Source organism: Parabacteroides sp. AM58-2XD, from assembly GCF_003463685.1.
GTDB classification, from domain to species: Bacteria; Bacteroidota; Bacteroidia; order Bacteroidales; family Tannerellaceae; genus Parabacteroides; species Parabacteroides segnis.
Window position 1 is genome coordinate 35,371 of the sequence record NZ_QSDP01000045.1, and the last position, 15,015, is coordinate 50,385.

Below are 15,015 nucleotides of genomic sequence, written 5' to 3' on the forward strand. Positions count from 1 at the left end.
TCCTTTCCATATCGGGAAAAGTACTCCGGAGCCTTTTTCTTTAATTCTACACATAAACTATCCTGTATATTATTTACCAAATCTTCGACATAAGATATCGCTGAATCATAATAACTGAAATATTGCTTCTGATAAAGAATATCCATCAACTCAAACAAATATTCTTCCACATCTGGTAAGAACAAGACTTTCATTTATCAAACAAGGCTTTTATCCTGGGGCGAAGACGGTTCAACAATTCTTCGCCAGTAATGGCTGAAGTCAAATTCTTTTGCGTAGAAACTGACTCATAAAGAGAAATAACTGGTTCAGAGACCTTCTTTGACTTCTCTTCCGGTTTTGGGTACTGTTTAGCTTGTGTCATATCATATATCTGATTTTCCACAAAGATAATTATAAATACATAATAACAAATGTCCCTATACCCGATTTTACAGATATAGGGACAAATAATTATTTATCTGGTTACTTTGACAATTGGTTAATCACCGCCTGGTTGGCATTCTTCACGGCAGCTTCGTTTATCTTGATTTCTTTACGGTCGTATGTCATCAGGCCGTTCACTTCGCCTTCCACATCTGTCGTTTGGGTGTAAACGGCTGCGGAGAAACCACGGTCAACCATCTCTTTCAGTTCGTTGGCATATTTTACATATTCGGCTGTTACTTCATCGCTGTTCTTGAACTGGACATATCCCCAGTTGCGTTTATTCCACCACAAATGGTTTTCCAATGGCAGACCTATTCCACCGTACTCACCCAACACTGTTACCCGTTGCGGGTCAAACAGGAACATGCTCGGCCCCGGATAATTATGCAGGTCGAGAATGTCGCCACAAGCCCGGTGGTTTCCTCCGCTGGCCGGATTTACCAGGCGGGAAGGATCATAGTTCTTTGTCCATTCAGCCACTTTTTCGGTATCAAACTGTCCCCATGCCTCATTAAAAGGAACCCATACGACAACGGACGGATGGGATACACATAAGTCCATAATTTCTTTCCATTCCTGATAGTAGTTCGCAATCGATGCGGAAGAACGTTCTTTATCCGTTCCGCCATTATAAGTATGAGGTGCCCACTGATTCCCCATATCACCGCTCGGCATATCCTGCCAAACCAGCATACCCTCCTTATCGCAATGATAATACCAACGGGCCGGTTCCACTTTCACATGCTTACGGATCATATTGAAACCCCAGTCTTTTGTTTTAACGATATCATACAGCAAAGCCTCATCCGTCGGAGCCGTATATAATCCGTCCGGCCACCAGCCTGATCCAACGGACCATACTGGAAAAGATTTTTATTATTCAACTGCATACGCATAATCCCGTTCGCATCCCTTTTGGATGATATTTTACGGAAAGCCGTATATGACTTCACGTCATCCACTACTTTTCCATCTTTCGTCAACGATACTTTCATATCATACAGATACGGATTGGAGGTATCCCAAAGAGTCGGGTTCTGCACAGCCAGGCGAAGTTCTTTTCCCTGGATACCTTTTGCCGAAGCAACAACCTGTCCTTTATCCAGCAACTTGACTTCGACAACAGCCGTATTGCAGGGCTGCGAAGTACCTACCGTTACATTCATCGTCCCGTTATCAATATTCGGGATCGACTTTACCGAAGTAATATGATTGGTGGCTACCGGCTCCAACCACACAGTCTGCCAGATTCCGGTAACAGGGGTATACCAGATGCCTTCCGGATTAGAGGTCTGTTTCCCGCGTGGCTGATAGCCTCTATCGCTCGGATCCCACACACGTACAACCAGTTTCTGATTACTTTTTCCGGTCAGATAAGGAGTGATATTAAATGAAAAAGGAGTAAAACCACCCTGATGAGAGCCAATCAGAATGTCATTGATAAACACATCTGCTTTCCAGTCTACGGCACCGAAATTAAGTACCACATCTTTATTCTTCCAGTTCGCCGGAACAGTGATGAACGCTTATACCACAATTCATTATTTTCTCCTACTTCTTTCTGAACACCGGACAAGGAAGATTCCACTGCAAAGGGAACCAGGATATTCCCGTCAAACGAGTTCGGTTCCACCTCCCCTTTCGGTTTAATGGCATATTCCCATTCACCGTTCAGATTTACCCAGTCCGTACGTTCCAGTTGCGGACGGGGATATTCCGGTAATACGTTTTGGGGGTCGATCTGTTCCGCCCATTTAGTTTTGATCTTATCACCTGCCGGCTTCCACTGAGCCTGCGCACATACAGTAAGTGCCAAAGCACAACATACCAATACTGCTTTCTTCATGTTCTCGGATATTAAAGTTACCATTCGTTATTTTTGAGCAAAGAAACTCTTTCTCAAGCATAAAGGCTTTCAATTTTCGGGCATATGCTTTCAAATATCATTCAGAACAACCATAATTGGCTTATTTTTCTTATTTATTTATTAGCTTTGCCTTCGAGAAACACTATTATCAATCGATATGAAGAAAATACCGCTGCTGGCCGCCTGTTTATTTATATTGTTGCTCTGCCTGCCCGGATATGCCAACGATCCGCATTTCAGGCATTACAACAATAAGCAGGGATTATCGCATAACACGGTTTATTGCTCCCTACAGGACCAGCGGGGATTCATGTGGTTTGGTACCGAAGACGGATTGAACCGTTTCGATGGACATACATTTAAAATATACAGGCACAATTCATACAACCCGAACAGCCTGCCCAACGATTGTATCGTCAACCTTTTTGAAAGTTCCGACGAAAAGATATGGATTTTTACAGCCAGAGGAACCTGTTACTACGATTACAGGACGGATACATTCCATCCGTTCCGGTTATCGTCCGGACAAAATGAGTCCGAATCATTTTTTGCCGGTACGGAAGACAAAGACCGGAATCACTGGTTTATCGACTATAACCGGATTATCCGCTATAATCCGGCAGACAGCAGTTCACGAACTTATCCGGCAGAAGATTTTTTCCATCCGGCTATTATTACCCTGACAAATGACGGGAAACCTCTTTTTTCTGACAGGCAATCTATATATACCTACAAGGCCGAGACAGATAACTTTCAGAAGATCCCATTCCTGAATGAAACGCAGATCAGCAACCAGATCGCCCTGCAAGCGGTATGCCAGATTCCCGGCCTGGGTATTCTGGGCGGCACCAACCAGGCCGGACTTCTGCTTTACAAATATCAGGATCAGCGTGTCGTGACAATAATCCCGGAAATACAGGTCCGTGCCATCATCCCATACAATACTACCATCTACTGGATTGCTTCGGAATCTGGCATCTACATTTACAACACACAGGACCAAACAATTACAAACCTACGAAAATCTCTGACAAACGAATACGCCATTGCCGACAACGCCGTTTATTCGCTCACCAAAGACCGTGAGGGAGGTGTATGGGCCGGCTCTTTTTTCGGAGGGATCAGTTACCTGCCAAAGGAGTATACCCGGTTCAGTTATTTTATCGGAGGCAAAACACATCCCCAGCTACTCGGAAACGCAATCCGCGAAATCACGCCCGACCGGTACGGCAACCTATGGCTGGGAACAGAGGATAACGGGATCAACTGCTACAATCCCCGGACCGGAGAGATCACCAATTATTCATATAATAATCCCGGCCATCCGCTATCGGCAACCAATATTCACGGGTTACTGGCTGTCGATAACCAGCTATGGGTCGGGACATTCAACAAAGGGATCGATGTGCTGGACATTCCCTCCGGCAAGATCATCAAACATTATTCACGGGAAAACAGCCAAACAAACCTCAACAGTAATTTTATCCTTTGTTTCTATAAGACACGCGAAAATGAGTTTCTGGTGGGTACATCCAACGGCTTAATGATTTACAATAAACAAACGGAAAGTTTCAGCCCCTGGAATAATATTTATGCTCTTATCAGGCAAATATACCAGGACAGCCGGGGCGATATATGGGTGGCAACCTCCAACGGTATTTACCATTACCTCCGCAAAGAAAACAAAGTAGAGCAATACCGGTCCAACAGTAATAAATCCGAAAGCATCGGCAACAACAATACGACCTCCGTATTCGAAGATTCAAAAGGCCGGATTTGGGTTACCACAGTAAGCGGCCTCTCCCTTTTCAACGAAGAGACACAGTCTTTTAACCGGATCACCACCGACAACGGACTGCCCAGCAATATCGTTTACAGGATTGTTGAAGACGATTCACATAATTTCTGGTTATCTACGGCAAACGGCCTGGTCAGATTCAATCCGGAGACCTATGCGATGCGGACTTATACGTATACCGACGGGCTGCATGAAACACAATTCAACTACAGCTCTTCCTATCAGGCACCCGACGGGACAATCTATATGGGAACCATCAACGGAATGCTGTCATTCAACCCGTCCCAATTCAAAGAAGACACATTTATGCCTCCCATGTATATCACCGGGATCAATCTCCCGGACAATGAAGAAAACAAATATAACCTTCCTACTTCCTCCATCGAAGACACGAAAGTTTTAAAGTTGCCCTATAATGCCTCCACATTTACCTTGTCGTATGTAGCTCTCAGCTATACCTCTCCGGATGCCATCCGGTATGCGTACAAGCTGGAAGGGGTGGATAAAGACTGGAACTATATGGACCAGAATAAAAATGTAACTTTTGCCAATCTTTCCCCGGGGGAATACACATTCAAAGTGAAATCAACCAACAGCAGCGGCTTATGGCAGGACAACGAACAATCGTTACAGATCATTATCACACCTCCCTTCTGGGCTACCGGATGGGCATTTTTTGTCTATATCGTGATTATTTGTATTTGCATAGTCCTCTTCTACAATTATAAAAAGGCCAAACTGGAGGAAAAACACCGTATAAACCAGGACTTGTTTGAAAGCAAAAAAGAAAAAGAACTATATGATGCAAAAATACAGTTCTTCACCTTTATCACCCATGAGATACGTACCCCGCTAACCCTAATCAAGGCCCCTTTGGAAAAGATCATCAAATCGAAAGACGGCAATCCGTCTACCAGGGAGAACCTGCAAATCATAGAGAAAAACACACAGCAGTTATTGAACCTGAGTAACCAGTTGCTCGATTTCCGGAAAACGGAAAGCCGGGGATTCAGACTGAATTATGTACACACAGACGTAACGCTCTGGCTCCATACTATTCTGCAACCGTTCCTGCCAGTCATAGAACAGGAGAATAAAAGATTCACCTGTGATATTCCCGACGAATCATTCTATGCTTTCATCGACCGGGAGGCTTTTTCCAAGATCATGAACAACTTGCTGACCAATGCTATAAAATACTCGGACAAATATATCTCCCTGCAATTACAGAGACAGGAAGACGGGAATGAATTTATCATATCCGTTACCAACGACGGTATGCTGATCCCTGACAGCGAAATAGAAAACATCTTCACCCCTTTCTACCGCCTGAAAGAGACAGAACACCAGCAGGGAAGCGGCATCGGCCTCTCTCTGGCACGTTCGTTAGCCGAATTTCATAAAGGTTCCCTGAACTACACACAGACTCCGGAAAGAATGAACCGGTTTATCCTGACTCTGCCCAAAGAACAGGAAGACTGCTACCTGCTGACAACCGGAAAGAATACGGAAGACGCCATTACGGAAAGCAACGACGATCAGAATGATGATAAGCCTATGATCCTGATCGTAGAAGACCAGGAAGATATGCGGCGATTTATCGCCAGAGAACTGGCAGAAACATACCGCATCCGGGAAGCCGCCAACGGAAAAGAAGCAATCTGTATCCTGAAAGACCAGTCGGTAAGCCTGATCCTCAGCGATGTCATGATGCCTGTTATGGATGGTTTCGAACTATGCAACGTAGTAAAGAATGATGTCAATTACAGCCATATTCCTTTTATCCTGCTGACAGCCCAGCATAATCTGCAATCCCGGTTAAAAGGACTGAACAACGGAGCCGATGCTTATATGGAAAAGCCGTTTTCGATAGAGTTGCTTGTTGCCCAGGTCGCAAACCTGCTGAAAAGCCGGGAAGTACTGACCAGAACATACAAGGAAACACCTTCCACGCCGGCAACCAGCCTGGCCGTTTCTACAGTCGATGATCTTTCCTCCGGAACTCAACGCATACCTGGAAGAACATATCACTAACGATGCGCTGAACGTTGAAATGCTGGCAACAGAAATGGGCATGAGTACCTCCAGCCTGTACAGGAAAGTAAAAGGTCTGTCAGGTTTATCTCCAGTCGAATTCATTAAGATCGCACGGCTGAAACAAGCGGTCCTGCTAATGAAAAACGGGGAAAACCGAATCAACGAAATTGCATTCCGGACAGGTTTCTCCTCTCCGGCCTATTTCTCCACCTGCTTCCAGAAACAGTACGGAAAAACACCGACGGAGTTTATGAAAGAATGTTAGCCAAAGGCAGTGTGAAACGGAAAGTAGATCCTTCCCCGACTTTGGATGAAACGGAAATTTCGCCCCCCATCTTATTCACCAGTCCTTTACTGATAGCCAGTCCCAGTCCTATACCGTTATAAGCCCCTTTTAGTTGTACGAAACGGCCGAAAATATGATCCAGCTCCTTCTCCGGAATACCTTTACCGGTATCTGATACATAAAAATGAACACGATCCCCTTCCAAGGTATACCCAAAACGGATAGAGCCGCAAGAGGTATGCTTTATAGCATTCGTCAGTAAATTACTAAGAATCTGCACCATTCTGTTATTATCCGTCCGGATCATAATATCAGGACACGGATCCAGGACCAATTCCACATTTTCCGGCATTCTGAGTTGCATGACATTGTACATATCTCGCATAGCAGAAGGCAAATATACGTCTGTATAAGCGAAAGACACCATGCCTGATTCTATCTTTGAAATATCCAGCACATCATTTATCAGCCGCAGCAACAACTCATTGTTCGATTTTATAAGGCTTATGTACGTTTCTCTCAGTTCCGGGTCCGTCTCTATAGATAACAGGTCCGAAAAACCGACTATGGCATTCAGCGGAGTGCGGATTTCATGTGTCATATTTGCCAGAAAGGCAGATTTCAGCTGATCGGCATTCTCTGCCTTCTCCTTTGCATCTATCAGGGTACGCTCATATTCTATATATTTCTGGTTATCCACCATGCATCCCACAATAAGATTAACCTGACCGTCATCATTATACTCCAGGGCCCTCCCTATTACCTCATAGCTCCGATATTCGCCCTCATCATTTTTCAAACGGAAATTAACGGCAAACTCAGGCAGCTTTTTATTCCTTATCTCATTGAATAACAAGAAAAAGTCTTCCCTGTCATCCGGGTGACGCAGATTAGACAAGGCACGGCAGATGTATTTGTTTCTTTCCAACAGGTAATTGTTGGCTCCGTAAAACTGGAAACAATGGTTACAATGCTCCTTGTCGCAAGTCTGAAAACGATGGAAGTTAAAAGAATAAGTCGTGATATGGCTATTCTTCAAAGCCAGTTCCATCATGGTCCGGCTCTCTGACAATTTACCGCTCAATGTTTTGTTCTCCTTTTCCCGTTCCACTTCTTCAGATACGTTACGGATATAAATCACCACATATTTATGATGCAACGGTACCATCCGTAACTTAAAATAGACAATAGGAGCATTGTGACCGGGTATCGACATATCCAGATTAATAACTACCGATGTATCCAGGCATTTCTGTACAACTATCGCCATATTCCTCTTTGTTTCATCCGGATAGATAAAACCGGGTAAATCGTCAATCCGTCGATTGGCAGCTTCGGGGATAATGCAGGTTTCGGCAGCATAGGCAATGATCCGCTCTACAATGAGTTTGTCATTCACCAACAGGATGGTGTCGGGAACAGCTTCTGCGACCTTCTCTGAAATATCGGTCAACTCCCGCATCTTCTGGTCATACATCGTAACATCCCATTCTTTAGGACTCGGATCGGTCAGCAATAAGGTGTAACCTATAATCTTTCCATCCTCACTGAATCCGGGAATAATAGAAAACCCGACCGGCAGGTTATGGCTGACCACACTCCCATTCCGCAAATAAGTCTTTTGCATATCTGAAAGAAAAGTCGTTTCAAACAAATTACTCAAAAGGAAGTCTGATAAATCTGTTATAGCAAACTTTTCACACATTGCCTTATTTAAAGCAATCAACAAACCATCACTATCGTATAAGGCTCCTCCCTTGGGATAGTAAACAAAGAAATTTGTTATCAGCTGCTGTTCGACTAATGAGTTTCCCATCACAATTTAGATTTGAATCATTTTACAAAGAAAAGCAAACTTTATAAATCAAAGACTATATTAAACCAAAATAATTTATTAAAAACAAAATACCACCTGTTATAAACAAAGTCTATCAGCTCATAAATATTATCCATCAGATAAGTTTGGCAAGGTAAAACGAATAAACGAACTTTGTTACATGATCATGGTAATGTTATAAAATATAGGGATATAATTAGTCAAAAGGAAAAAGGCGATAAGGGATTTGCCAAGAGAAATGGCACAAGAAAGTCCCGTCATAACTAAGAGAGGGTTAATCCCGGGATTTTTTCCCGGGATTAATTATTTATATACGTTTCTTATTTAATCCGTTTACATTTTCCGGAAATATGTTCAATATCCAACCGCAGGATGTTGGTCCGGTGAAAAGACTTTGCAATATATTTCTCTCCTAATTCTTCAAAATCGGGAGAATATTTCTTTGTCAGCAGGCGCAAAGCCAACAACCTCTCTTCTTCCGGCAGATCCATCCGGATTGTACCGAAAGCTATCGCCGACTCATAGGCTGTAGAGAATTGCTGCGGAATAACCCGCGTTTCCCCCACCACGCAAAAGCTCACTTTCGGATTCAGTTTCAAACATTCCAGTTTATATCCTTCCTGCGCACAATGAAAATAGATATGCCCGTCGTTATCCAGCACATAACTGATCGGTATGCCGTAACCGAACCCATTCACACCCGCCATAGCTAGAAATCCATACTCTCCGCCTTCCAGTAACCGGACGGCGGGTTCGTTCTCGAGTATTCTGTCTTTTCTTCTTATTTCCGTAAACATATCTTTCACATTTTAGAGTGGCAAATCTACAAAAATAGTATATTTGCGCGTATAAATCACACCGAATAAAGCACCAAAAGATGAAAACAAAAATTTCCTTGCTTCTGATAACATGCCTTTGCAGCCTTGCTTGCCTGGCGCAAAGCGACTTTGACAAACACTTCACCAAAAAAAGTTTACGGATCGACTTTGCTTTAAGCGGCAATTCCCAATTTCAGGCAGCCGCTATCCAACAGTTGCGGGAAGAACCCGTATGGGGAGGCCCGGTAAAAAACCTGATTGACAAATTCAATTACGGAGGTTACTACGTCAACATATACGACAAATCAAATAACGAACTAATCTATTCACGCGGATTCAATACGCTTTTTGAAGAGTGGCGCAGCACAGAACAAGCCAAGACCGAAACACAGGCATGGACAAACAGCATCTCGGTTCCCTATCCGAAAGCAACCGTAACAGTTGAGATCACAGCCCACGACAAGGCGGACATGCAATTCCATCCCCTGTTGAAAATGGATATCGATCCGGCCAGCATTTTTATCGATCGCGGAAAACTCAAGGACAACAAAGTCACACAAATCCAATACAAGGGAGACTCCAGTGAGAAGGTCGACCTGGTTTTTATTGCAGAAGGATATACGGCTGACGATCAGGAAAAATTCGTTGCCGATGCTAAAAAATTCACGGAATCGTTGTTCCAGACACCTCCGTACACAACACAACGGGAAGATTTTAATGTATGGGCCGTCAACCTGATTTCGGAAGACCGGGGAACAGACATCTCCGGAAAAGGCATCTATAAGAACACCGCCTTAAATTCAGGATATTATACGTTCGGCGTAGACCGTTACCTGACAACACCGGATATGAAATCCATCCGCGACGCAGTCTGGAATGTTCCCTGCGATGCTATATTCCTGTTGGTCAACACCGACACCTACGGAGGGGGCGGCATGTACAACTTCTACGCCGTGGGAACAGCCGATAATGAGCGGACACAGCATGTTTTCGTTCATGAATTCGGACACAGCTTTGCCGGACTGGCCGACGAGTATTTTTCCTCCGAAGTCGCCTATCAGGATTTCTACAATCTGAAATACGAACCCTGGGAGCCCAATATCACCACATTGGTCGATTTCGACAGCAAATGGAAAGACCTTTTGCCTGCCAAAACTCCGGTACCCACCCCACTGGACGATGCGCATAAAGACAACCCCGGTGTATTTGAAGGAGGCGGTTACATATCCAAAGGTATCTATCGCCCGATGGACCATTGTATGATGCGTGATTATGCCCCCTTCTGTCCGGCCTGTAGCCGGGCCATCCTGCGGATGATCGATTTCCTGTCTGACAGGGACTACTAAAAAATAGAAGGAGGTGTGCCATTCCTGACATACCTCCTTCAGACTCTTTCAGATTTATATTCACCCAAAAGATCAGATACTATCAATTCATCGGAACTTCCATCAATAAGATCCGGGAATTTTTCAGCACTTCTATCGTAATACTGTCAGTTTCATAAAAACCGGCACCATCCCGTTTGGAAAGCACTGTGTTATTCACTTCCACTTCTCCTTCGATAACGAAAAGATAAATGCCTGTACCCTTCTTATGAAGTTTATACTCCTTAATCTGCCCCGCATCCAGTTCACCTATCGAGAACCAGGCATCCTGGTTGATCGCAGCCGGTGTTTCACCGTCAGGCGAAAGGATCAACGACAACTCATTCTTCTTCAGTAAAGAACGTACATCATAATTATTATACTTCGGTTTTGTATTTTCCTCACGAGGGAAAACCCATATCTGCAAAAATTCAAGCTGCTGTTCGGCACTGTCATTAAATTCACTGTGGAAAATACCTGTACCGGCACTCATCACTTGGATATCACCCGGGGTAATGGTCTCACTGTTCTGTATACTGTCGCCATGACGCAGATAGCCATTCAGCGGTATGGATATCACTTCCATATTCTTATGCGGATGTGTGTCAAAGCCTTCGCTCGGAGCAACCGTGTCATCGTTCAACACACGCAACATCCCGAAATGTACCCTTTTGGGATTGTAATAATTTGCAAAACTAAATGTATGATATGTTTTAGCCAACCATGATTTGCATATCCACGAGAGTTCGCCTTATCTACTACCATTTTCATAAAATATTCCTCCTCCTTAATTCACATATATAACATTCCATCCGCTGAAAAAGTTCCGATGCCTCCCTTCCTCAGACAATAGTCCTTTAATTAGTATGAAAAATGCACCTAAATGAAAACATATCTGAACAGAATTCAGTACTTTTGCACAAAAATTCATCCTGTAAATATTAATCATATGGCAGTTTACTTAAACGATGTATCTAGAACCTTCGGAGAATACCTGCTTATTCCCGGTTTGACCACCAAACAATGTGTGCCCACAAATGTTTCACTGAAAACATCACTTGTCAAACACAATGTCGGCGAGAAGTCTCCTATTGAATTAAATATCCCGTTTGTTTCGGCAATCATGCAATCGGTATCCGGTCCTGAGCTGGCTATCGAACTGGCCCGTAACGGTGGTCTTTCATTCATTTTCGGTTCACAGCCAATCGCCAGCCAGGCAGAGATGGTCAGAAGAGTGAAAAAGTTCAAAGCAGGTTTTGTCACCAGCGACTCTAACCTGACTCCCGAAAACACATTGGCCGACGTTATCGACCTGGTTAATCAGACAGAACATTCCACCATCGGTATTACCGACGACGGAACTCCTAACGGTAAACTGCTGGGATTGGTTACCAGCCGAGACTATCGGGCCGAAAAAGACGATCTTTCCACCAAAGTAAAAGAGTTCATGACTCCTTTCTCCAAACTGATCGTCGGCGAAGTCGGCATCTCGTTGAAAGAAGCCAACCAGATCATCTGGGATCATAAACTGAATACACTTCCTATCATAGACAAGGATCAAAATCTGGCCTATTTCGTATTCCGCAAGGATTATGACAACCACCGCGAAAACCCGAACGAACTTTCCGGTGCAGATAAGAAGTTGCTGGTTGGTGCCGGTATCAATAGCCGTGACTATATGGAGCGTGTTCCCGCATTGGTCGAAGCCGGTGTAGATGTATTATGTATCGACTCTTCCGACGGTTACTCCGAATGGCAATGCGAAACATTGCAATGGATCAAAAAAGAATATGGCGATAAAGTTAAGGTTGGTGCCGGAAACGTGGTAGACAGAGAAGGTTTCTTATATCTGGTAAAAGCCGGAGCCGATTTCATCAAAGTAGGTATCGGTGGCGGTTCTATCTGTATTACCCGTGAACAGAAAGGTATCGGACGCGGACAAGCTACTGCCCTGATCGATGTCGCCCAGGCGCGTGACGAATATAAAGAACAGACCGGTATTTATGTTCCTATCTGTAGCGACGGCGGCCTGGTACATGACTACCATATGGTACTTGCCCTGGCAATGGGTGCCGACTTCCTGATGATGGGACGTTACTTCGCCCGTTTCGACGAGTCTCCTACAAAGAAACTGCGCATCGGCAATAACTTCGTAAAAGAATACTGGGGTGAAGGTTCAAACCGTGCCCAGAACTGGCAACGCTACGATATGGGAGGCACCGCTTCACTGAAGTTTGAAGAAGGAGTAGACAGCTACGTGCCTTATGCAGGAAAAATGAAAGACAACCTCAATCTGACATTAGGTAAAATCAAAGCTACTATGTGTAGCTGCGGAGCCATCACAATTCCTGATTTACAGAAAAATGCAAAGATCACACTGGTCTCTTCTACAAGTATCGTAGAAGGTGGTGCACACGATGTGATCCTGAAAGAACAGAATTAATCATTTCTGATCAATATATAAAACAGCCGCAAATCTCTTATCCTGAAATTTGCGGCTGTTTTATTTATATTTCTCTCATACAAATACCGCCTTACAACAAAGCGACAAACTTACGTATTTGGTTTAGACGCTCCATAAACGTTTGATCGTTACTAGCTTGCTGCATATTATATTTCAGTTGCAAGCGCATCAGTGAATCAGCAGGGATGTCCAGCGCCACTTCTAGCATCATAGCTGTCGCAGTGGTCAACGAACGTCGCCCATTCAACAGGTCATTTAGAGCTTTGTAGGGTATACCTATCTGTTGTGCCAGTTGCCGCTGTGAAATTTTACGGTATTCTATTTCATCCTTAAGCACTTCTCCGGAATGGGTTGGTGTATATCCCAATTTTACTGTAGCCATATCTGCTTCTTATTTATAATGATTAGACAATTCGATGATATTACATACGGTGACCACTACTTCAGAAACCACTTTCGTTGAAAGCGATGTTTTTTATCGGAAGTCTCCCCTTTTAAATACAACTCCTCCCGTCTGTTAGCGTAATTGTATTTGTACGGCTGTTTGTACTTTTGTTTTCCGTTGGAGTAATAGAAAGTCCAACTTCGGTTTTACTTACAGCCAGTCCCGTATATGAACCGCCCTTTAGCTTCCAATCGGAAATACCGGTCGCAACCTGAACCGTTATAGCTTCCTTTTGGCTTGCCGGCATCTTCAAGACATTCCCAATCAGCGAGGCTCCCCCAATCGACGAAAGGTCGGCTGAGAATGTGATTGCAGCCTGTTCATTTCCTTTCTGAACGACAATTAACGACTGACGAACAGACGGTTGGTTTTTATTTACAACGGTTATAACACCCTGACGCTGTTCGGCTGAATAATTAGTTGTAAGTATTTGAACGGTAAATGAATTAGTGACTCCGCCCTCACCTGTAACGACTTTTGCTTCCAGCCAATCCTGAGTTCCGTCCTTTTCCAATTCCCACACCATCACAAGCGACAGACAATGTAATTGGAATGTCCGCATCCGCCGCCTTTTCCGCCTCGAATGTAAGCCTATTATCTTTAAAGGGCATCCTCACAACTCAGCCCAATCGTTCCCCAATCCGTCTGAACATCCATCGTATCGCCCACAAGCCAGTCTTCGACTTTCAATGTGGCAGTCAAACTGCCCCGACCTGCCGGGTCGACCTGCACCGTATACCGGTGATTGGCCTGAATACTGACCGAAGCACCCTGTATATCAAAGAACTTAACCGGAACAACCTGTGTATCCTCACTACTCGAACTATGACCGATCAGATTGAATTTAATCTCTTCCGTTGTCTTATTCGTAGGATACAGATAGAACACACCCGGAGCAACCCCGGCATTCGAACCACTCACTGTCGAGAAGTCGATCAACGGCAATTATACCCGCTCGGCAGCGTCCCACTCACTACCGGCAAACAATGGGCCCTGTCCGGGAGCATTACTCAATGCGATCTGTTGAGCAACTTCCGCTCATCAACATCGGGCAGGCTATCAGGTCTTTCTGCGAGTTACCGAGTTTTTCCTTAAACGAAGCCGTGTCTGTCTTATGCAGTTGCACATCAGCCAAAGACAGTTGGCCGCGTGCATTCGCTACAAAATAAAATTTCTTTTTCTTTTCCTCCCCGACGGAAATAGTCACCAGGTTATCTTTCCCCGAAGTCGTCAGCGCAAATGTATTGGCTGCAACAGCAGCGTCCGCACCACTTCGCAGGATTTCTTCCAATACAACCGGTTTGGGATCCGCGCTACTCAGCGAGTCCTCACCGAACACATATATATCAAGCGTACTCAATTCGTTTTCCGCATTCGAGGCAATGCCTCCCTCAGCTTTTGTGTAAGGGACGTAACCCCGTGCTGTTCCCGAAAACAGGAAGGTCAGTTCCCTGCCGTCTTTCCCGCCGTTTCCCTCGTCCGGACCGGACGTTTCCATATCTTCACTGCAAACGGCCATCAGCAAGCTCGCCAGTGCCATTAAATAATACTTCTTTTTCTTTAATAGTCCGTTAAAAATTCAACATATCGGCTAAGCGGCTTCTGCCACTATGCCAAAGAGTTCTTTGATAAGTTTAGTATTAAAAGTTCTGTTCGGTTTCAGACCGGAC

11 protein-coding genes and 2 pseudogenes are annotated in these 15,015 nt (G+C 44.4%); 4 read left to right on the top strand and 9 right to left on the bottom strand.

Annotation, left to right across the window (positions count from 1 at the left end; genetic code table 11):
* Positions 1-190: 190 nt before the first annotated feature.
* Positions 191-385 (bottom strand): hypothetical protein, encoded by a 195-nt coding sequence (locus tag DXA15_RS25205; RefSeq protein ID WP_147349096.1) that lies wholly within the window; start codon positions 383-385, stop codon positions 191-193.
* A gap of 80 nt (positions 386-465) precedes the next feature.
* Positions 466-2,275 (bottom strand): annotated as a pseudogene (locus DXA15_RS12365) (glycoside hydrolase family 2 protein).
* 178 nt (positions 2,276-2,453) lie between these two features.
* Between DXA15_RS12365 and DXA15_RS12370 the strand changes: the two are divergent.
* Both DXA15_RS12370 and DXA15_RS26445 read left to right on the top strand, forming a co-directional pair.
* Positions 2,454-6,128: a two-component regulator propeller domain-containing protein gene (locus DXA15_RS12370; RefSeq protein ID WP_233567236.1), complete on the top strand. Its 3,675-nt coding sequence runs from the start codon at positions 2,454-2,456 to the stop codon at positions 6,126-6,128.
* Complete coding sequence (locus tag DXA15_RS26445; protein ID WP_233567237.1) at positions 6,079-6,396, top strand: AraC family transcriptional regulator; 318 nt, start codon at positions 6,079-6,081, stop codon at positions 6,394-6,396. Before DXA15_RS12370 ends, DXA15_RS26445 begins: the two co-directional genes overlap by 50 nt.
* Here the strand turns inward: DXA15_RS26445 and DXA15_RS12375 are convergent.
* Entirely contained in the window at positions 6,380-8,233 is a 1,854-nt protein-coding gene (locus DXA15_RS12375; RefSeq protein ID WP_128134226.1) for a PAS domain-containing sensor histidine kinase, read from the bottom strand. The genes DXA15_RS26445 and DXA15_RS12375 overlap by 17 nt on opposite strands.
* A 341-nt stretch (positions 8,234-8,574) precedes the next feature.
* Complete coding sequence (locus DXA15_RS12380) at positions 8,575-9,051, bottom strand: pyridoxamine 5'-phosphate oxidase family protein (RefSeq protein ID WP_122327294.1); 477 nt, start codon at positions 9,049-9,051, stop codon at positions 8,575-8,577.
* Positions 9,052-9,131: 80 nt separating this feature from the next.
* On the opposite strand from DXA15_RS12380, the gene DXA15_RS12385 reads away from it, so the two are divergent.
* Positions 9,132-10,418 (top strand): M64 family metallopeptidase, encoded by a 1,287-nt coding sequence (locus DXA15_RS12385; protein ID WP_128134227.1) that lies wholly within the window; start codon positions 9,132-9,134, stop codon positions 10,416-10,418.
* 82 nt (positions 10,419-10,500) lie between these two features.
* On the opposite strand, the pseudogene DXA15_RS12390 reads toward DXA15_RS12385, so the two are convergent.
* Positions 10,501-11,207, bottom strand: a pseudogene (locus DXA15_RS12390) (pirin family protein).
* Positions 11,208-11,385: 178 nt separating this feature from the next.
* On the opposite strand from DXA15_RS12390, the gene DXA15_RS12395 reads away from it, so the two are divergent.
* Positions 11,386-12,879 carry an IMP dehydrogenase gene (locus tag DXA15_RS12395; protein ID WP_128134228.1) on the top strand — a complete coding sequence of 498 codons (1,494 nt, stop codon included), beginning with the start codon at positions 11,386-11,388 and terminating at the stop codon, positions 12,877-12,879.
* 91 nt (positions 12,880-12,970) lie between these two features.
* Here DXA15_RS12395 and DXA15_RS12400 read toward each other — a convergent pair whose 3' ends face one another.
* From DXA15_RS12400 to DXA15_RS12415, 4 genes are all read right to left on the bottom strand, one after another.
* Positions 12,971-13,282 carry a HigA family addiction module antitoxin gene (locus tag DXA15_RS12400; RefSeq protein ID WP_128134229.1) on the bottom strand — a complete coding sequence of 104 codons (312 nt, stop codon included), beginning with the start codon at positions 13,280-13,282 and terminating at the stop codon, positions 12,971-12,973.
* Between the two features lie 112 nt (positions 13,283-13,394).
* The gene (locus tag DXA15_RS12405; RefSeq protein ID WP_128134230.1) at positions 13,395-13,907 is read right to left on the bottom strand and encodes a BACON domain-containing carbohydrate-binding protein; all 513 of its coding nucleotides are present in this window, start codon (positions 13,905-13,907) and stop codon (positions 13,395-13,397) included.
* A 38-nt stretch (positions 13,908-13,945) separates the two neighbouring features.
* Complete coding sequence (locus DXA15_RS12410; RefSeq protein WP_128134231.1) at positions 13,946-14,284, bottom strand: hypothetical protein; 339 nt, start codon at positions 14,282-14,284, stop codon at positions 13,946-13,948.
* Between the two features lie 67 nt (positions 14,285-14,351).
* Entirely contained in the window at positions 14,352-14,885 is a 534-nt protein-coding gene (locus tag DXA15_RS12415) for a hypothetical protein (protein ID WP_128134232.1), read from the bottom strand.
* Positions 14,886-15,015 lie beyond the last annotated feature (130 nt).